This is a genomic window from Magnetovibrio sp., from assembly GCF_036568125.1.
GTDB lineage: Bacteria > Pseudomonadota > Alphaproteobacteria > Rhodospirillales > Magnetovibrionaceae > Magnetovibrio.
Genome location: NZ_DATCTF010000002.1, coordinates 31,032 through 49,505, shown reverse-complemented (window position 1 = coordinate 49,505; position 18,474 = coordinate 31,032). Strand labels below are relative to the sequence as shown.

Annotated in this window: 17 protein-coding genes and 1 pseudogene; 10 read left to right on the top strand and 8 right to left on the bottom strand. The window is 58.9% G+C overall.

What is annotated here, in order from left to right; all coding sequences use genetic code 11:
- Both VIN96_RS00365 and VIN96_RS00360 read left to right on the top strand, forming a co-directional pair.
- Window positions 1–223: pseudogene (locus VIN96_RS00365) on the top strand (hypothetical protein); the annotation flags it as partial.
- Between the two features lie 88 nt (window positions 224–311).
- A complete protein-coding gene (locus VIN96_RS00360) occupies window positions 312–1,244 on the top strand; it encodes a hypothetical protein (RefSeq protein ID WP_331893422.1) in 933 nt (310 codons plus the stop codon).
- A gap of 25 nt (window positions 1,245–1,269) precedes the next feature.
- Here the strand turns inward: VIN96_RS00360 and glpD are convergent, their stop codons facing one another.
- On the bottom strand, window positions 1,270–2,805 hold the full coding sequence (gene glpD / locus VIN96_RS00355; protein ID WP_331893421.1) for a glycerol-3-phosphate dehydrogenase: 1,536 nt from the start codon (window positions 2,803–2,805) through the stop codon (window positions 1,270–1,272).
- A 206-nt stretch (window positions 2,806–3,011) separates the two neighbouring features.
- Here glpD and VIN96_RS00350 point away from each other — a divergent pair, with 206 nt between their 5' ends.
- From VIN96_RS00350 to VIN96_RS00335, 4 genes are all read left to right on the top strand, one after another.
- Entirely contained in the window at window positions 3,012–3,797 is a 786-nt protein-coding gene (locus VIN96_RS00350; protein ID WP_331893420.1) for a DeoR/GlpR family DNA-binding transcription regulator, read from the top strand.
- Between the two features lie 299 nt (window positions 3,798–4,096).
- Entirely contained in the window at window positions 4,097–4,561 is a 465-nt protein-coding gene (locus VIN96_RS00345) for a sulfur globule family protein (RefSeq protein WP_331893419.1), read from the top strand.
- Between the two features lie 133 nt (window positions 4,562–4,694).
- Window positions 4,695–6,089: a helix-hairpin-helix domain-containing protein gene (locus tag VIN96_RS00340; RefSeq protein WP_331893418.1), complete on the top strand. Its 1,395-nt coding sequence runs from the start codon at window positions 4,695–4,697 to the stop codon at window positions 6,087–6,089.
- A gap of 377 nt (window positions 6,090–6,466) precedes the next feature.
- Window positions 6,467–6,838 (top strand): hypothetical protein, encoded by a 372-nt coding sequence (locus tag VIN96_RS00335; protein ID WP_331893417.1) that lies wholly within the window; start codon window positions 6,467–6,469, stop codon window positions 6,836–6,838.
- On the opposite strand, the gene VIN96_RS00330 is transcribed toward VIN96_RS00335, so the two are convergent.
- Window positions 6,835–7,749: a DMT family transporter gene (locus VIN96_RS00330; protein WP_331893416.1), complete on the bottom strand. Its 915-nt coding sequence runs from the start codon at window positions 7,747–7,749 to the stop codon at window positions 6,835–6,837. The two genes, VIN96_RS00335 and VIN96_RS00330, sit on opposite strands and share 4 nt — an antisense overlap.
- Before the next feature lie 49 nt (window positions 7,750–7,798).
- Between VIN96_RS00330 and VIN96_RS00325 the strand changes: the two genes are divergently transcribed.
- From VIN96_RS00325 to elbB, 4 genes are all read left to right on the top strand, one after another.
- The gene (locus VIN96_RS00325; RefSeq protein ID WP_331893415.1) at window positions 7,799–8,620 is read left to right on the top strand and encodes an N-formylglutamate amidohydrolase; all 822 of its coding nucleotides are present in this window, start codon (window positions 7,799–7,801) and stop codon (window positions 8,618–8,620) included.
- A gap of 56 nt (window positions 8,621–8,676) precedes the next feature.
- Complete coding sequence (locus VIN96_RS00320; RefSeq protein ID WP_331893414.1) at window positions 8,677–9,813, top strand: carboxylate-amine ligase; 1,137 nt, start codon at window positions 8,677–8,679, stop codon at window positions 9,811–9,813.
- A gap of 109 nt (window positions 9,814–9,922) precedes the next feature.
- A complete protein-coding gene (locus VIN96_RS00315) occupies window positions 9,923–10,165 on the top strand; it encodes a DUF2312 domain-containing protein (protein ID WP_331893413.1) in 243 nt (80 codons plus the stop codon).
- Window positions 10,166–10,202: 37 nt separating this feature from the next.
- Window positions 10,203–10,862, top strand: coding sequence for an isoprenoid biosynthesis glyoxalase ElbB (gene elbB, locus VIN96_RS00310; protein ID WP_331893412.1), 660 nt, complete (start codon window positions 10,203–10,205; stop codon window positions 10,860–10,862).
- A 125-nt stretch (window positions 10,863–10,987) separates the two neighbouring features.
- On the opposite strand, the gene VIN96_RS00305 is transcribed toward elbB, so the two are convergent.
- The 6 genes from VIN96_RS00305 to VIN96_RS00280 form a co-directional block, all read right to left on the bottom strand.
- Window positions 10,988–11,422: a CBS domain-containing protein gene (locus tag VIN96_RS00305; protein WP_331893411.1), complete on the bottom strand. Its 435-nt coding sequence runs from the start codon at window positions 11,420–11,422 to the stop codon at window positions 10,988–10,990.
- Window positions 11,423–11,623: 201 nt separating this feature from the next.
- Window positions 11,624–14,554, bottom strand: a complete 2,931-nt coding sequence (locus VIN96_RS00300) for a phosphoenolpyruvate carboxylase (protein ID WP_331893410.1) — start codon at window positions 14,552–14,554, stop codon at window positions 11,624–11,626.
- A gap of 128 nt (window positions 14,555–14,682) precedes the next feature.
- Window positions 14,683–15,975 (bottom strand): class I SAM-dependent RNA methyltransferase, encoded by a 1,293-nt coding sequence (locus VIN96_RS00295; RefSeq protein WP_331893409.1) that lies wholly within the window; start codon window positions 15,973–15,975, stop codon window positions 14,683–14,685.
- A 74-nt stretch (window positions 15,976–16,049) separates the two neighbouring features.
- On the bottom strand, window positions 16,050–16,664 hold the full coding sequence (locus VIN96_RS00290; protein WP_331893408.1) for an ABC-type transport auxiliary lipoprotein family protein: 615 nt from the start codon (window positions 16,662–16,664) through the stop codon (window positions 16,050–16,052).
- 17 nt (window positions 16,665–16,681) lie between these two features.
- Entirely contained in the window at window positions 16,682–17,641 is a 960-nt protein-coding gene (locus VIN96_RS00285) for an MlaD family protein (RefSeq protein WP_331893407.1), read from the bottom strand.
- Window positions 17,638–18,471, bottom strand: a complete 834-nt coding sequence (locus VIN96_RS00280) for an ABC transporter ATP-binding protein (RefSeq protein WP_331893406.1) — start codon at window positions 18,469–18,471, stop codon at window positions 17,638–17,640. The genes VIN96_RS00285 and VIN96_RS00280 overlap by 4 nt, the downstream gene beginning before the upstream one ends.
- Between the last annotated feature and the right edge of the window lie 3 nt (window positions 18,472–18,474).

Here is an 18,474-nt window from a genome sequence, read left to right as displayed (position 1 = left end):
TGAAGACATCTATCTGCAAGGCATGCTCACGGGCATCTTCAACTGGCTGGGCGCGGGCGCGTTCACCGGCAGCACCAGCGGCAACAACACCGAAGCGCGCTTCGACGACGGCACCGATCTGCTGCAAATCGACACCAACGGCGACGCCACCGTGGACATGGAAATCACCCTCACCGGCGTCAGCCTCGCCGACCTCGACGCGAACGACTTCACGGTGACGTGAAATTTCGACGTGCCGTGACTGCAACTTCGTCCACAGCGTTGCCATAAGATAGGCGGGCTGATAGCGTGTGTCGTAAAAGGGGATACGAATGGCGCGCGTTTTAGATCCATACTGGTTTTGCGGCGAAATACTCGCCCCTGGCAACCTGGAACTGCATCCCGTTTACATTCAGCATCTTCCCAAAACCGGCACCACGACGTTGTTCACCGCCCTTAAGGGGGCTTTTGACGCTCAGTTTCAAATGATTGCTGAAGGTGTGCCGAACTTCACGGCTCTGCGCAGCGGTCGACTGGACGCCCCGGAAGATCTGAGCGTTGGCCGTATCAGAGAACAATTTGCGCTCATCGCGTCTCACCACCCATTCGGCTTTCATCAGCGATTTGAGAAACCTTTTACAAAGTTGATCACCGTCGTTCGCGAACCCTACCGCCGCGTTTATTCGGCATATACGTACGGGTGCATGAGGTCCGGAGAAAAACCAACGCCTCAAGGCTTTAAAGATTTCTTTGGCGACGAAACCAATAGAAATGTCATGTCCAAGTTGTTGTCTGGGCGGAATGTCCATGACCGTTCAGGTGACGCCGATGCAGAGACATCCATAACCAACCTGCACAACAACTTTGTGCTATTTGGCACCACCGCGCACATTACCGACATCACATCGCAAATTCTCAAATTGAACAAACTTCCCAATGTTCTTTGCGATCACCTCAACAAAACGGAAAAAGAATATCTTCTGCCAGGCGATGAATTTAAAGATGAAATTCTAAGTTTGAACGATCAGGACGTTTCTCTATTCGATCACATACACAAAAACCCAAGGATCGAAATCCCGCATCTGAACGAACAGCGCACCAACACACCGCACCAACGCACGGTTCTCATACAAGAAGTGACGAACAAAACCGAAGGCGCCTTTGGGAGATCGTTAACGGTTCCAACAGATCGCGTCTTGCCCCTCATTGTCGATGGACGTTGCGACAAAACGCAATTCGACAAGTTTTTTGAGTCCGACACATAAGAAGGGGAAAATTCAAAGAGAACGTTTACACAGCAGTGTGTTGCTGACGCATGTGGTACGTCCGCATCCACGCGCCCAAACGGGATCTTTCATAGGTATCCAGCCGCAAACCCAACTTGGTGCGGCGCCACAAAATGTCGTCGGCGGTGCGCGCCCATTCGTGTTCGATCAGATAAACGACTTCCGCTTCCGTCAGGGTCTCGCCGAACATCTCACCCAAATCGTCGAGACTGTGCGCCGCGCCGAAGACCTGCCATACGCGGGTGCCGTAGGCCCGCACCATGCGGTTTGCCCATCCCGCTTCGATGAAGGGATACTTGTGCTGCACCGCCAAAGACAATTCGTTCACGCCATCGACCGAAAAATCGCCGCCGGGTAACGGTGCCTTTTGGGTCCATTCCTGCCCGACCTTGCCCAGCCAGGGGCCCAGTTTCGCCAAGGCCGCTTCCGCCAATTTCCGATAGGTGGTGATTTTACCGCCGAAGACGTTCAACAGCGGAGCTTGATGCAGCGCCGCATCGCCATCGATCTTCAAAACGTAATCGCGGGTCGCCTGGTGGGCCGCACTTGTCCCGTCGTCGAACAATGGACGCACGCCGGAATAACTCCACACCACATCTTCGACCTTGGGGGCTACTTGAAAATAACGTTGGGCGGCCGTGCACAGATACTTCACTTCTTCATCGGTGATGGAAACGGTGTCGAGAGATCCTTGATGGTCCTCGTCGGTGGTGCCGATCAAAGTGAAGGCGCGCTCGTAAGGGATGGCGAAGAAAATCCGCCCATCTTCGTTTTGGAAGATGTAGGCGCGATCGTGTTCGAACAAGCGTGGCACCACGATATGGCTGCCGCGCACCAGACGGATGTGCTTGCGTTCACGGTGCACGTCGGGCATGGTTTCGATCACGTCCTCGACCCAGGGGCCGGCGGCATTGACCAGCACCCTGGCGAGAATTTCGCGGCGTTGGCCACTGTCCGTATTCTCGACCATGATGCTCCACAAATTGGCTTCGCGATGCGCCGAAACGCATTTGTTGCGCACCAATATATCGGCGCCGCGCGCAGCCGCATCAACGGCGTTCAGCACCACCAACCGGGCGTCGTCGACCCAACAGTCGGAATACTCAAAGCCCTTGCGGAACGTGTTCTGCAACGGCTCGCCGATGGCCCCGTGGGTCAGGTCCAAGACTTCGGTACCGGGCAGGATTTTGCGCCCGCCGAGATGGTCGTATAGAAACAATCCCAAACGCAGCAGCCACGCCGGGCGCAAGGCCTTGTGGTGGGGCAGCACGAAGCGCAACGGGTGAATGATGTGCGGCGCGGCCTGCAACAGAACTTCGCGTTCGATCAGCGCTTTGCGCACCAACGCGAACTCATAATATTCCAGATAGCGCAGCCCGCCGTGGATCAGCTTGGTGCTGGCCGACGAGGTGCCTTGCGCCAAGTCGCCTTGTTCGCACAACACAACATCAAGACCGCGCCCCGCGCCATCGCGTGCGATGCCGCAACCATTCACGCCGCCACCGATGACGGCCAAATCATAAATTCGTTCTTGGGACATGGGGCGGCACCGCAAATGAGTTGACTGCCGGAAAACGAAGCACAATGCATGCCCGCCTTCCAATTTCACCTACATTTTTTCGTTTTAGGTTCGTTTTGTCAACATTAACTTTCGCTTTACATACGTTTGAACATGATCTCGCTTGAATTTTCGTCACAAACGCGCGTATTGTTTCCCCAGTTTTCGTTTTACACAGGATACGCCGCATGTCTTTTTCGCTTCGCCAGCAAGAAATTCTCGAAATCGCTCGCGAGCAAAGCCGCGTCACGGTGGACGAGCTGGTGGCCCGGTTCGACGTCACCGCGCAAACCATCCGCAAGGATCTAAACGAATTGTGCGACGCCAAAGCTTTGTCGCGGGTCCATGGCGGGGCGGTTCTGGCGTCGGGAGTCGCCAACGTGGGCTACGAGCAGCGCCGCGCCATCGCCACCGATGAAAAACACCTGATCGGCGAATTGTGTGCGGCGGCGATTCCCAATAACGCGTCGCTGTTCATCAACATCGGCACCACCACCGAAGCCGTCGCCCGCGCGTTGATGCACCACCGCGATCTTTTGGTGATCACCAACAACCTCAACGTCGCGAACATTTTAATTCAGAATCCCTCGTGTGAAGTGATCATCGCGGGGGGCGTGCTGCGACGCTCAGACGGCGGAGTGATCGGCGAAGTCACCGCTGATTTCATCAATCAATTCAAGGTCGATTACGCCGTTATAGGCGCATCGGCCATCGACGAAGACGGTGCGCTGCTGGATTACGATTACCGAGAAGTGCGCGTTGCCCAGGCGATCATCAAAAACGCCCGCCACACCTATCTGGTTGCCGACAAGATGAAGTTGGAACGCACGGCACCGGTGCGCATCGCCCATATTTCCCAAATCAGCACCTTCTTCACCGACGAAATCGTCTCCGAAAAGCTCCGACAGGTTTGTGCGCAACACGATATCACCATGATCGATGCGACCCACGGCCCCATTGCTACCGAAAATTGAACGCCGCAGCGACATTTTTTCCCGTTGCTCGAAAATCTTTTGGCGCGTGATTCAACGGGCAATTGCAGTGACTTGGCTCAAAACTCAGGCCACATAATCGAAATGGTTGCAGGAATATCAGATATTTATGTTGACGCGTGTATTAGCTTTAGCTTAAATAAGGATTAGCTAATAGATATAGCGCCCGGCCGCAAAGAGCCCCATAAAAACAATTCTTCCCCAGAAAATAATACACGTACTTGGCAGCCCATGTTGGGCAGCCAAGAGGGATCAATACTGCAAACATTGAGGATCACGTAATGAAAACCATTAAAACCATCGCGTTCGCCGGCATCATCGGCATCGCCGCCCTGTCCGCCACTTCCGCCCAGGCTTTCTGGGGCTGGGACAACGGCAACGGCTGGGGCAACGGCAACAACAACGGCAACGGCTACGGCAATGGTAACGGCGGCGGCGACGGTTCGTTCGGCTTTTCCATGAACGGTCGCGGCAGCGGCAACGGCAACGGCAGCAATGGCTGGAACGGTAGCAACGGCTACAATGGCTACAACGGCTACGGTCCTTATGGCTATGCGCCTTACGGTTACGCTCCGCAGGGTTATGGCGCGCCTTACGGCCAGCCGGTGGCTCCGCAGTTCGCGGCGCCGCAACAGCAGCAGTACGCCCCTGCACCGGGTTATGCACCGTATCCGCCTTACGGCCCGTACGGTTCGCAGGCCTTCACGGCTCCGGGACAAGCCCCGGCGCCCGCCGCAGGCAAATAAGCTGATTAGACCGCACCCTGCTGTTTTAAACAGCTAGGTGCGGTCATCGCTTATATCTGCAAAACTGAGTGTGTGAGCCGACGTAGTTGTCGGCCTTTGATGCTTTTAATTTTGAGATATTGACGAAGCACCGATGGAAAAGCCCACCCTGACAGATATCGCAGGCGTTGGAAAAGCCGCCGCCGAACGCCTGAGCGAAGCGGGATACACCCGCATCGACGACATTGCCGGCGCAGATCCTCAAAAACTCAGCCAAGTTTCTGGGTTCGAAGGCGAACGCGCCCGACGAACCATTGACGCAGCGAAACTCTTGGCCGGTGACGATGACGACATCGTTGCACCCGCCATTTTGCCAGCCAAACCGGAGGTTATCGACATGACGGACGACAAGACCGAAGATCAAAACACCCCCGCCGAAGCCGCGAAGGCTGAAGCGCCGAAAACCGAAGCACCCAAAACCGAAGCCAAAGCCACCGCGAAAAAAGCGCCGGTGAAAAAGGCCGCCGCGAAGAAGCCCGCAGCCAAAGCCGCTGCGAAGCCTGCCGCGAAGCCTGCCGCGAAGCCTGCTGCAAAACCTGCAGCGAAACCGACTGCGAAAGCGGAACCGGCTAAAGCAGAACCAGTAAAAGCAGAAAAGGTAGAAACCCCAAAGGTTGAAGCTGCCAAACCCGCAGCGAAGCCTGCTGAGCTTTCTATGGCTGCGCCCGCAAATGCCAACACCCCGAGCATCTTCAAGGAACCCGGTTATATCGCCGCTGGCGTCCTGTTGGTTTTGGCTGTTTACGGCTTCGCCCAACAGCCGAGCATCCAGGAATATCTGGGCTATTCGAGCTCCACGGAGTCTTCCACAAGCACCGCGGCGATGACCACCGCCCCCACTGCGCCCGCCACGGCCGGCACCTCCGGCGAAACCGGCACGGCATCAGGTACGAGCGCACCGGCGAACGTCAACGCCCCCGCCGCCGCGAGCGCGCCGAACGGTTTCAACCACCCCGCCATGATGCAAAACATGGGTTCGGGCATGAACCATGATATGCCCGGCTACATGAACCCCGGCATGGGCCAAGGTATGGGCCAGGGCATGCCCCCCTATGGCAACATGCCGCCGCACAACATGCCCTACGGCCACCCGGCATTTGGCGGCGCGCCTGCAGCCGCGGCTGGTGACAGCACCGAGCCGACCGACGCCACCGAACAGGGTGCCGTTCAAGGTGGAGCACCTTTGCCGCCCCCTTACGGCCCGTACAGCTACACCGGAAACCGGTTCTTCAACCAAGGTAACGGTTATGGCAACGGCTACGGTCAAGGTTCCGCCGACGCAGATTTCGGCATGAACTTCGCAGGTCGCGCCAACACCCAGGCCTATGGCAACGGCTACAACAACTATAATGGCTATAACGGCTACAATGGCTACAACGGGTACGCACCCTATGGCTATGCGCCTTACGGCTATGCGCCCTACGGCCCCGGCCCTGCGCCTTACGCGGCACCTGCCGCCCCGGGTCAAGTTCCGGCGCCCGCTCAGTAAGCTCTGAGCGTTAGCAACACACCTTCGAAAACGCACGCCTTATATAAGGCGTGCGTTTTTTTGTTCCGAGCGGGATGAAAGAGACATTGCAAACGTTGTCTCCACAAGCAACTCCATGCCTCACCTGTCGAGGATAAAATTTTATCAAAAATGTAAGTATATATTTTTTGTTAACTGTGTTTTTCATCACACCATTAATCATGAATAGGTGAGATAAATAATATACGGCGCACATGACTTAAATATATTGCGGCGGAATTAAAGTATATGTACGGGGGTACATTAAAATGGGCATTCCAAATCAATATATTAAATCATCTATGCGGGTTATATCTGTCATCATTGCTGTAAACATCCTGTCGGGTTGCATCGTCGCCATGCCACCGGCTCTCCAAGCCGCATCCTTTGCTTTGGACGGACTGAGCTATGCCGCCACCGGCAAATCCATGACCGATCATGCACTGTCGGCCGTGGCCAACAGAGATTGCGCCATGACGCGCGCCTTAAACGGTGAAGCCATTTGTTCGACCAACTCGATGATGGCCGAACTCGACGCCATCGATCGCCGTTTAAACAATCCCAATGCTGAAATCATCGCCAAGTCCATCATCCCCGCCGCCGAGGACGAGGCGTTCCAGCGCGCAAGTCTCGAGTTGGCGAAAAATGGTGGACAGGATGGCGATGAAGTGCTGGACGACGATCAGTTGGATCTGGTCGACATGGCCGTGGCTGAAGGCCCTTTGCTTTAAGCGTCAGGCTTTTTAATCGATCCCACCCGCGCCAAGGCGACACCCATCAACACCACCAACGCGCCAACGCCTTGCAAAGGCCCCAACGCCTCGCCAAACAACAGCCACGCCGCCAAGGCGGCGATCACCGGCTGAAACAACAAACTCACTGACGAAAACGCCACCGGAAGATGCGCCAAGGCATAGGCAATCAGCCCCTGGCCGAACACTTGGGCGGTCAAGGCCAAACCAATCAATACCCACCAGCCGTTGAGCGTTTCAGGGGTCCAGGCCTCGCCCGACATCCACGTCAGCGGCAGCAAGAACGCGGCGCAAAACAGCGTGCTCCAAAACATGATCACGCGGGTCGCCAAACGCGAGCGCAAGCGCCCCACCGCCATAATATAGCTGGCGTAAAACACCGCCGTCGCCACGCCCAGCAGATCGCCGATGAAGCTTTGGCGCGACAGCTGTAAACTGTCGCCCATCAACGTCACCGCCCCCAAGATCGCCAGCGCCATGCCGCCCAGAAACAGGCCGGTAAAGCGGGTCTGAAACAGCACATAGCCGAACAAGGTGACGAAAATCGGTGCCAGGTTGGCCAGAAGCGTCGCATTGGCGACGGTGGTGTAGTGGATGGAAAAATGCCACAGCGACATGTCGCCGGCGAAAAAGAACCCCGCCAAGGCCAAGCGCAGATACTCGCGGCGTGACAGCGCTGGTTCATCGCGCCCGGACTTGCCCCAGTACAGCCACAATCCCAATGCCGGCACCGCCAACGTCATCCGGTAAAAGGCCGTCGCCACGGGTCCGACCTCGGACACCCGCACGAAGATCGGTGCAAAGGCGATGGCGGTCGCGCCCAAGATCAGCATCACGAACGCAAGCCGCTCGACACGAGCTTTGTCTTTTAATATTTTTTCTGCCGCCAATCGCCGATCCCCTGTCCCCACGCGGGCGCGAACCCTCTATACTTGCGATATGAGCACCACAGCCACCACTTTCCCACAAGAATGTTCGGCGCCCCTGCTGAGGGACGACGAACCGGGACCGTTCGAGATTTACAATCCCGGCGGCCACGCCCCTTTTGTCATCGTCAGTGATCACGCCAGCCGCCGCGTCCCCCAGGCGTTGAACGACTTGGGGCTGAGCGCGCAGCAATTCGACAAGCACATCGCCTACGACATCGGCGCGGACATGATCACGCGCCGTCTCGCCGACCGGCTGGATGCGCGCGCGGTGATGGGCACCTATTCGCGCCTGGTCATCGACCTCAACCGCCAGCCGGGCGACCCCGGCAGCATCCCCGAAATCAGCGACGGCGTCACCGTGCCCGCCAACCAATCCCTCAGCGAGGATCAGGTCGCGTGCCGGATCGAAACCCTGCACACCCCCTACCACGAAGCCATCAACCGCGAGATCGCAGCCGTGTGGCGTCGCGACGACAAGCCGCCGGCACTGTTTTCCATTCACAGCTTCACCCCGACCATGAACGGCCAAGACAGGGTCTGGGACATCGGCGTGCTGTGGAACCGCGACCCGCGCTTGGCGGTGCCGCTGATCGAACACCTCCGCCAATGGGATGGATTGCACGTCGGCGACAACGAGCCGTATTCGGGCCGCAGCCTCGCCTACACCATCGACACCCACGGCGCGGCGGGCGGTTTGGCCAATTGCGCGGTGGAAATCCGTCAAGACCATTGCGCCACGGCGGAGGAAGCCAGTCACTGGGCCGACATCTTGGCCGACGCTCTGCGGCCGATTCTCGCCCTACCGGGACTGCATGAGGTCAAATCCTTCTGAGTTCCGTTTGACTTGAAAGCGTGCACGGCGTCAAATAGCTGAGTGGGAGGATCAACATGACGGTCAGCACACCCAGCTTCACCATCGGCGTCGAAGAAGAATATCTGCTCGTCGACCGCGATACCCGCGCCCTGGCTAGCGAGCCGCCGCCGGGGGTGCTGGAAGCGATCGAACATCGCATCAAGGACTTGGTCCGCCCCGAATTTCTCAAGGCGCAAATCGAAATCGGCACCACCGTGTGCGCCAACGTTGGCGAGGCCCACGCCCAGCTGGCGCATCTGCGCAAAACCGTCGCCGACGTCGCGGGCGAATTCGGCCTCGCCCCCATCGCCGCGTCGACCCATCCGTTTTCCGAATGGACCCACCAGGTTCATACCGACAAGCAACGCTACAACGAACTCGCCGACGCCATGCAGGGTGTCGCCCGGCGGTTGCTGATCTGCGGCATGCACGTGCATATCGGCATCGACGATGACGACCTGCGCATCGATCTGTTGAACCAGGCCAGCTATTTCCTGCCGCATCTGTTGGCGCTGTCGACCTCGTCGCCGTTTTGGCGCGGCGACAACACCGGGTTGAAATCGTATCGCCTCAGCGTGTTCGACGAACTGCCGCGCACCGGGCTGCCCGGCCATTTCGACACCTTCACCGAATACCAGCGTCACGTCGACATTTTGGTCAAGGTCGGCGTGATCCCCGACGCCTCGATGCTGTGGTGGGACTTGCGGCCATCGGCCAAGTTCCCGACCTTGGAAATGCGCATCACCGACGTGTGCACCCGACTGAACGACGCCGCCGCCATCGCCGCGCTGTTTCAGTGCATCATGCGCATGCTCTACCGTCTGCGCCGCAGCAATCAGCGCTGGCGCAACTACGCCAACATGTTGATCAACGAAAACCGTTGGCGGGCGCAACGCTATGGCATCGACGAGGGCATGATCGATTTCGGCCGGTGCGACATGGTGCCGTTTCACGAACTGATCGCCGAACTCCTGGACATGCTGGCCGAAGACGCCGACGCGCTCGGCTGCACCAACGAACTCGCCCACGTGCCGACCATATTGGAAACCAAGACCAGCGCCCACGAACAATGCGCGGTGTTCGAGGCCGCCAAAGGCATCGGCGCCTCCAACGACGAAGCGCTGCAAGCTGTGGTCGATTGGCTGATCGCCACTACGGTCGAGGACCTATAGTCCCCCGCCCCCGCGCAGCAAAGTTATCCCCCGTTTTTCCACATGGACGGCGTTCATCCACACGGTTAATGTCCAGCCAACGCAACCTGATTTTTAGAAGGACTTCACCATGACCGACGTTGGTGGCATCGCGGGCGACCGCCTGCGCTCTTTCGTGGAACGGATCGAACGCCTGGAAGAAGAAAAAGCAGCCCTGGCCGCGGACATCCGCGAGGTTTACTCCGAAGCCAAGGGCACCGGGTTCGACGTCAAAATCCTGCGCCAGATCGTGCGTCTGCGCAAAATGGACGTCTCGGAACGCCAGGAACTCGAAGACCTGCTCGACGTCTACAAGCGCGCGCTCGGCATGTAAATTTGCTATACTCCCATAACGACAATGGGAGGTCATTATGAGCAACTCTGCAAACGTCGCTGTCGTGCTCTCCGGTTGCGGCGTCTTCGACGGCGCGGAAATCCACGAAAGCGTGTTCACGCTGTTGGCGTTGGATCGACGCGGCGCGCGCTACCAGTGCTTCGCCCCCGACATCGACCAAGCCCACGTGGTCAACCACCTCACCCACCAAATCGCGGACGGTGAAAGCCGCAACGTGCTGGTCGAAAGCGCGCGCATCGCGCGGGGCGCAATCAAGCCGTTATCGCAATTCAACGCTCAAGACTTCGACGCCCTCGCCTTTCCCGGCGGGTTCGGCGCGGCCAAGAACCTCTCCACCTTCGCCTTCGACGGCGCGGACTGCACCGTCGACCCAGATGTCGAACGCGCCCTGAAAGACATGGTCGCGGCCGGCAAGCCCATCGCCGCGCTGTGCATCACGCCCGCCGTGGTCGCCAAAGTCCTCAAAGGCGCCGACGTCACCATCGGCCAGGACCCCGGCACCGCCAAAGCCATCGAAGCCATGGGTGCACACCACACCCCCACCGAACACAAGGGCGTGGTGATCGATCCCAACTACAAGCTGGTGACGGCACCGTGTTACATGCTCGACAGCACCATCAGCCAAATCGCCGACGGCGCGGACGCAGCGATGGAGGTTTTATTGGGGATGGTTTGAAGGGGCGGAAACAAGTGCGATCCGGAGCACTGAGAACCCGCTGAATGTACCAACCGACAATCACCCAAAATAAAACGGCGCAGAACTCATGAGTTCTGCGCCGAGCGTCTTGTCGTCGTCGTTTATCAGCCGCGTGCGATCGCCAATTCGCGCATCACGTTGGCTTCGGTTTGGGCTTGTTCGATGCACATGTGCATCACGTCGCCTTGGCTGACCACGCCGTGCAGCTTGCCGTCCTTGACCACCGGCAGGTGACGGAAGCGACGGGTGTGCATGATGTTCTGTACGTCTTTGACTTTGTCGTTCACGGTGCAGGTGGCGACGTCGGTGGTCATCAGATCTTTGACCAACAGATCGAGGCACGATACGCCGCTTTTGTACAGGCCGCGAACGATGTCGCGCTCGGACAAAATGCCGATCACTTCATCGTTTGCATTCTTCACCGGCAAGGCGCCGATTTTGTTCACCGCCAAAATCGCCGAAGCCGTCTGCACGGTGTCTTCGGGGCGCAGTGAAATCACTTCGTTGCCTTTGCGCTGAAGGATCATCTCAACTTTCATGGGTGGTACCTCTTCCTTGTTATTGCTTTTCCCTGGGGCACCATAATAGGGCTTTATTTCACTTTTTCCATATATATTGAAACTTTCATATACCGCACTGCACAATGGCATAACAATCAAAAAAAAGGGCGGGGCGTCCGCGCCTGTTCGCGCCGTCCGCACTGCCCCTGATATGGGCAAAAAAGCTGAAAAGATAGAGCGTTATCCGATCGCGCCGCTCATATGCGCGACGGCGATGGAGATCCGCCGGGTGAGATCGTAGAGCTGTTCGAGCGGGTCGAACAAGTCACGGTGTTCCTTCTCATAGCCGTGCTCGGCGTCGGTGCGATAGGTCGATTCCTCACCGAACGATTTGGCGTCCGTGGGCGCGCCGGAAACCGGGAAGGCACGGCGCAAAACGCTCAGCGCGTGCTCGACGTCGAGGTTGAGCATCTCGTTGATCAGGTCGCTCGACGAGGTGTCGTGACGGTCGGAATATTTCGGCAACCGCGCGACGATCAGGAACATTTCGTGGATCAACGCGATGCGTACCGCGTGCAACAGCAACAGGTCGGGATAACACTCGTCGACCATTTCCGGTAGCATCTGATCCGCGCCGACGGCTTGCAGGCCTTTGTCGAGATAAAGCGTATCGTTCAAAAAGATCCGATAGATGCGGTTGACCTTTTCGTGGCGGCTGGAATGGCGCAGCATGCCCGCCAGGGTCTGCATCTGCTCGGCGCGCTGGGCGTTCGGCTCGATCGCCGCACGACGCAACCAGATGGCCGGATCGTACAGCGACACATACCCGTGCAACGCATCCAGGTTCGACAGGTGCCGCGCATAGGCAACCATGGCGGTGAACCGGCGGCAGCGATCCGAGAGCTGGAACACTTCGGTGAAGCGGTCCAGGTCCTTGGACATCGCCTTGCCGTGACCGCTGATGGTGTTGGAGAAATAGCCCAGCTGCTGCAAGATCGCGTTGTGCGGAATGGCGCGCACCTGGCTGGGGTGTTCCAGGTCCACCTGGGCGCCGCCTTCGTGCTGGCGCTTCACCTTTCGCGAGCCGGTGGGGTACAGCAAGTTGGTGCCGAATAGGTTCAAGGTCGCGGCGTAGTTGGGGTTTTCCATCAGCCGTTCGTTGAAGCCCTTCACGGTCATGAAGTAATCCAGCGAATAATCGGTGTCTTCGTAGAACACGTCCAGCGAGCCGCTCGAAGGGGTGTCGGTCAGCGCGTGTTCGACCAAACGGCACACCGTGGCGAACGCCAGATCGGGGTGGGAGAAATAGACGTAGCCGTCACCGCCCTGGAAGCTGACTTCCTGTTTGACGTGAATGCCCGCCGCCTTGAAACGCGCGCGCGCGTGGGGCGGATAAGTATAGTCGAGGCGATCGGCGAAGCTCAACGGATGCGCACCACGGCCGATGGACTCGCCGTGGGTGTCGAAGATCAACAGATCGACATCCTTGACCCCGCTTTGCTTGATGCGCTTGGCAAGTTTGATGCGGATGCGTTCGATCGCCAACGAAGCCGGAACCTGCCCGATGTAGCGCCCGGCGTCGGAAAATCCGGTCTGCATGCAAATGCGCCCACGGCCTTCGACGTATTTGACGTAGGTCGGGTTTTTCAGCAACTCGGTGATGATCTCGTGGCCTTGATCCAGCGCCATGCCGGTTTCGAACAACGGCGAGATATCGATCTTGTCGGCGACGCCGAACAGCTTGGCGAAATAGAGCGCGGTCAGCACCGTGAACGGCGTGTTGCATTCGGCGATGAGAAAGCGCACCGGTTCGTTGGCATCCACGTACTTCAAGAACTTGGCCACCAGCATGAACACCCGCTTGGCGGTGGCGCGTTCGTTCATGATGGTGCCGAAGTTGACCGTCACCGGCTTGACGCGTTCCAACAAATGGGCGATTTCCACCAGATAACGCCGCCGGTTGGCCGGATCTTCCGGCGAAGAGGTCATGTCGATGTCGTGACGAATGGCATTGGTCAACTGGGTGGCGTTGATACGCATGTGGGTATGCGCGAAGGCCAAGCCGAAATTCGCCATCTCGGCGCGCAACACGGCCAGTTCGGCGATTTTCTCGGCCCCGCCGTCGATGGCGTGGGTCAAGATGTCGGTGATCTTGGCGACGCTGACCAAACGGTTTTCCAGCCCACCGGACAGGTGGCGGCTGAACGCGCCGACTTCGTCGGCATCGTCGGGGTCGAGATTGAGGCGCTCGATATCACCGTCGAGTTCGTCCAGGGCCGTGCGCAACAACGCTTGTGCTTCGGCCACGTCAGCCCCGCCGATGGCATCGAGGTTGCTCAAGTAGTCCTGCAGCGCCAAGCGTTCCACACCCATGCGCATGGACAAGGTATCCGACCAGCGGATGTCGGCGCGCCCGTCGAGGTCATAGCCCACCCAACTGGCCACCGTCAGCAACCGCGGCGTGAGGGTCTGCCATTGGTCGGGATACAGATCGCGGGCGACCGCGAACACCACGGCGTAGACCCGGCGCAACGCTTTGTGAATGTTGCCGATCGCCATCAAGGCGAACTGCTGTTCGTCGTCCAGGCCGATTTGCGCAGGCGTGCCGTGCGGGCGTTCGGCGATGGTTTTGACCAAGGCGTCGAGGTCGCTTTTGCTCAGCGGCGTGCCGTCTTGATTGCGCTGCACCGCCAAGGTGGCTTGCACGGTGGTCAATTCTTCCGACACGGTAAAAGTCGGGTGCGCGGTGATCACGATGCCGAACACTTCGCGTTCGACGCGCTGTTTGAAAATTTCAAAGGCCACGGTTTGGTCGCCGTTTCGCGCCAAGCCCGCAAACAGGGTGCGCAAGTTGCCTTCGTTTTTCGCCACATCCATTTCGCCCACATAGGACCGCAAACGCTGCGAGCGATATTTAAACGCGTTGATGGTCAGCAGCCGGACCAGATCCGACAGATCGCCGACCGATACGTCGCCTTGCTGGGCCAAGCACGACACGTGCAGCGCCATGCGCCGGGTTGGCGATTGCAGGTGATTTTCGCGGGCTTCGCGCTGAAACTGAATCAACTTATCTGCCAGTTCGTTGCGCAGTTCGCACGCTGTCGGCAAAATTTTCTTTTCCGCGCCGTTCAAGGCGTCAGGTGTCACAGCATCAAGGGCAGACGGCACCATGGTGTCTCTCAATTCAACTCTAGCAGGCCGAACGTGTCGGCTATGGAGGGGAGGCCATGAGTCATATTTGAGCGCTTTGTAATATAGCCGCGCGCGTTTGTAAATTTATGACGTGAAAAACCGTCAATTTAGCGCGTGAAATGCGCCACCAACTCGATATGGGCGCTGTAGGTGAACTGGTCGATGGGCTGCACCGCAAGCAGCCTATAGCCGCCATCGACCAATGTTCGGGCATCCCGTGCGAAGGTCGCCGGATTGCAAGACACCGCGACCACCCGCGGTACACGGGACTCGGCCAGATAGCGCACTTGATCCGCGGCCCCGGCGCGCGGCGGGTCGAACACCACCGCGTCGAATTTCGACAATTCGGCCTCGTCGAACGGTTGACGGCTGAGATCGCGGACCTGAGCCACCACCCGCCCACCGAGCCCGGCGCGCCCCGCGGCGCGTTCCAGGGCCCTGACCGGGGCCTCCACGGCATCGGCAGCGGTGACGATGGCCTGTTGGGCCAGCGGAATGGAAAAACTGCCCAGGCCGCAAAACAGATCGGCGACCCGCGCCGCATCCGCACCGACCCCGGCCAAAACGGCGTCGCGGATCGCATGCTCGCCCTCGACGCTGGCTTGCAGGAACGTGCCCGAGGGCAATTCCACCGGCACGCCGGATAGATAAACCAACGGGACGGCGACTTGCGCGATCGGCTCGGCCGCAAGGCCTTCCTCTTTCCACGCCACCCGCACGCTGGGGGTGTTTTGCACGAACACCGCCAAAGCCTCGCGCGCTTTTAAATCCGGCGAAGCGTTCCCTTCGATGAGCACGTCGGCGCCGTTTTCACATGCCGTAACGTTGATGCGCGCCCGCGCGCCGTCGTCCAAAATACCGTGCAAGGCCTCGCTCAACGGTGCGATCAAGGCATTCAGGGCATCATCGAGCAAAGGACAGTGGTCCACCGCGACGATGTCATGGCTGGAACGAGCATTAAAGCCCAAGGTGACATGCTTGGCACGTTTCAGGGCGGTGAACGTCACCCGACGGCGGGTGCCTTCGCCGATCAGAACCGGCTCCAATACCGGCGGCGCGTCGAAGCCACGCTGGCGCAGGGCTTGAGCCACACGCTCCCGCTTCCACATTGCGTAAGCTTGGGTGCCGAGGTGTTGAAGCGCGCAACCGCCGCATGTTTCGAACAAGCGGCAGCCGGGTTCGGCGCGGTCCGCACTGGACTGCAATATGTCCACCAAATTCGCCACCAAGCCGTCACCGCGCTTGGCGACCGTTTCGGCCACCACCCGCTCACCGGGCAGCGCGCCGGCAATGAACAAGTTCTGCCGACGACCAAGAATGTCGGCGCTGGCCACGCCGTCACCGTGCGCGCCGAGCTTGTCGACGACGACCTCGACGGTTTGCTGCGGAACCTTCGCCACCGGCCGTTTGCGGCGCCCACGCTGTTGCCCCGGAGACGACCCGCGGCCGCGCTGCCCCTGTTTCGGCCCTCGGGTCATTGCTTTTGAATGTCCGCGACGAAATCTTGGAAAGCTTTGTCGACCGCCTTTTCCAGCGCCGTCACATCGGTCTTTACGCCATTGGGACCGGACGGAACTTCCGCCCGATATTCGCCCAACACCAGCAATTCGCCGTCGCTTTCACGGCGCAGGCTCAATTCGAATTCGGCGATGCCGATGGCGCTTTCACCCTTGACCGTTTCCAGACGCATCACCCGGCCACGAATGGTGTAGTCGGGGCGCACCCGCATTTCCGGCGTGACCACGCGCTCAGCCACTTCGGTCGAGCGCAGATAAGAGACCAGTGCGTTCTGCAGCAAGATGGGCGGGGCTTCGATCCAGAAGTGATAATGATATTCGCTGACGGCGCTGGAACCGGGTTCGGAAAACAGCAACGGCCGATTGGCCAACGACCCGGCGGCGGCGAAGCGGTCCACCTCGACCACGCCCGTCAACACCGGCGTCGATGCCACGGGCGCGGCGGCACGCGGGCTCAAGCGATAAAACGCGTCTTCGGGCGCGGGTGGCGGCACCGCGCAAGCGCCGAGAACGCCTGCCATCAGTCCCAAAGCCAACACGGCGGGAAACTTGGATTTCAAAGTCTGTTTCATGACGTGGCTTCCCTACCTTACTTCTTGCCTTTTTCCTGGGGCGCGGTGCCGGACAGCAGCAGCCCCGGGTTTTGACGAATTTCGCGCGAGAACTCATACATGTTGCGCGCCGTGCCTTCGACGTTCTGATTTACGGAATCGATGTGCCGCGCCAAAGAATCGGTGACGTGTTTCAAATCTTCGATGGACTTGCGCACTTCGTCGCGATTTTCCCCGACCATGGCGTTGGAGTTCTCCATCAATTGATCCGCCGTGACCAGCAGCTTATCGAGCTTGCCCCGCGTTGCCGACAGGTCCTTGGACAAATCCGCGAAATTGGCGGTCGAGGTGTCGACGTTCTTGGCGATGCGCGGAATGCGGTCGTTCAAATCCAAAACCAGGCCCGACAAGTCGTCGGCCACCGCAGCGAATTGCTTGATCATACGCTGACCGTCCTCATCCAACAAATCGCCGACCGTTTCCACCGTGACGGCGAAATTGCCCACGGCGGTGTTCATGGTCGCCAGCAAAGGCCGCAGATCGTTTTCCGCCAAGTTGGAAATTTCGCCAGCAACGCCGGACATGACCTTGAACAAATCGGACGCTTCCTGCGCGCCGACCTCGGAACCGGGTTTATGCGCGATGGGACTGGTGCCCGCGTCGATGTTGATGGTGATGGCCGACAACAAACCCGATGCCCCGATGCGCGCCACGCTGTCGTCGGGAATCTGCCAACCCTCGGTAATTTCGAAATCGACCCGAAACAGCATCGTGCCGCCGTCCGCCACCGGCGTAACCGTTTCGACTTGGCCGATGGGATAGCCTTCGTAAAGCACTTGGGTGCCGAACTTGACGCCGGTGATGTTCTTGTAGACGGCATAATAGGTATCCGTCGCCCCGGTGCGCCCCGTCAACATCGCGATCGACACCACCATCCCGATCAGGGCGGCGGTCACAAACAAGCCGACCGCAATGTAATTGATTTTCGCCGTGTTCATCTTGGCATTCCCTCAGCTTCCTCTTTGTCGCCGGTCAAACGGCGCAGGTACTCATCGGCATCGATTTCCGCTTCTTCCGAGCGGCGATTGAGCAAATTCTGAATGCGTTCGCTGGGATGATTGCGCAACTCTTCAACCGTGCCGACGAATAGAATATTGCCCTGATCCAACACGGTGATGCGGTCCGCGATCTTGAACGCGCTTTCCAGTTCGTGGGTAACGACGCAGATGGTCATGCCCATGGCGTCGCGCAGACGCAAAATCAAATCGTCCAGTTGCGACGACACCACCGGATCGAGGCCGGCGCTCGGCTCGTCGAAAAACAGAATGCGCGGATCCATGATGACCGCACGCGCCACCGCCGCGCGCTTGATCATGCCGCCCGACAGTTCCGACGGCATGAGATCTTCGAAGCCCGCCAGATCGACGACTTCGAGTTTCATGCGCGCCATGATCTCCATGGTCAGTCGGTCGAGCTTGGTATGCTCGTAAAGCGGCAACATGATGTTTTCGCCCACCGTCATGGAGCTGAACAACGCCCCGCCCTGAAACGCGACGCCGAGCTTCTTGCGTAGTTCAAACAGTTGCTTCTGCGGCAGCTTCCACACGTCTTTTCCAAGGATCTTGATGGTCCCCGAGGTCGGCCGCTGCAAAGCCATCAAGTGGCGCAGGAATGTGGACTTGCCCGAACCGGACCCGCCCATGATGATCATGATCTCGCCTTCGACGATGTCGAGGCTGACGCCGTTGAGAATTTGCCGGGTGCCGTAGTGGGTGACCAGGTCGCGGACCTCGATCACGGTTTGCGGGGATTTTTCGCTATCGCTCATCCG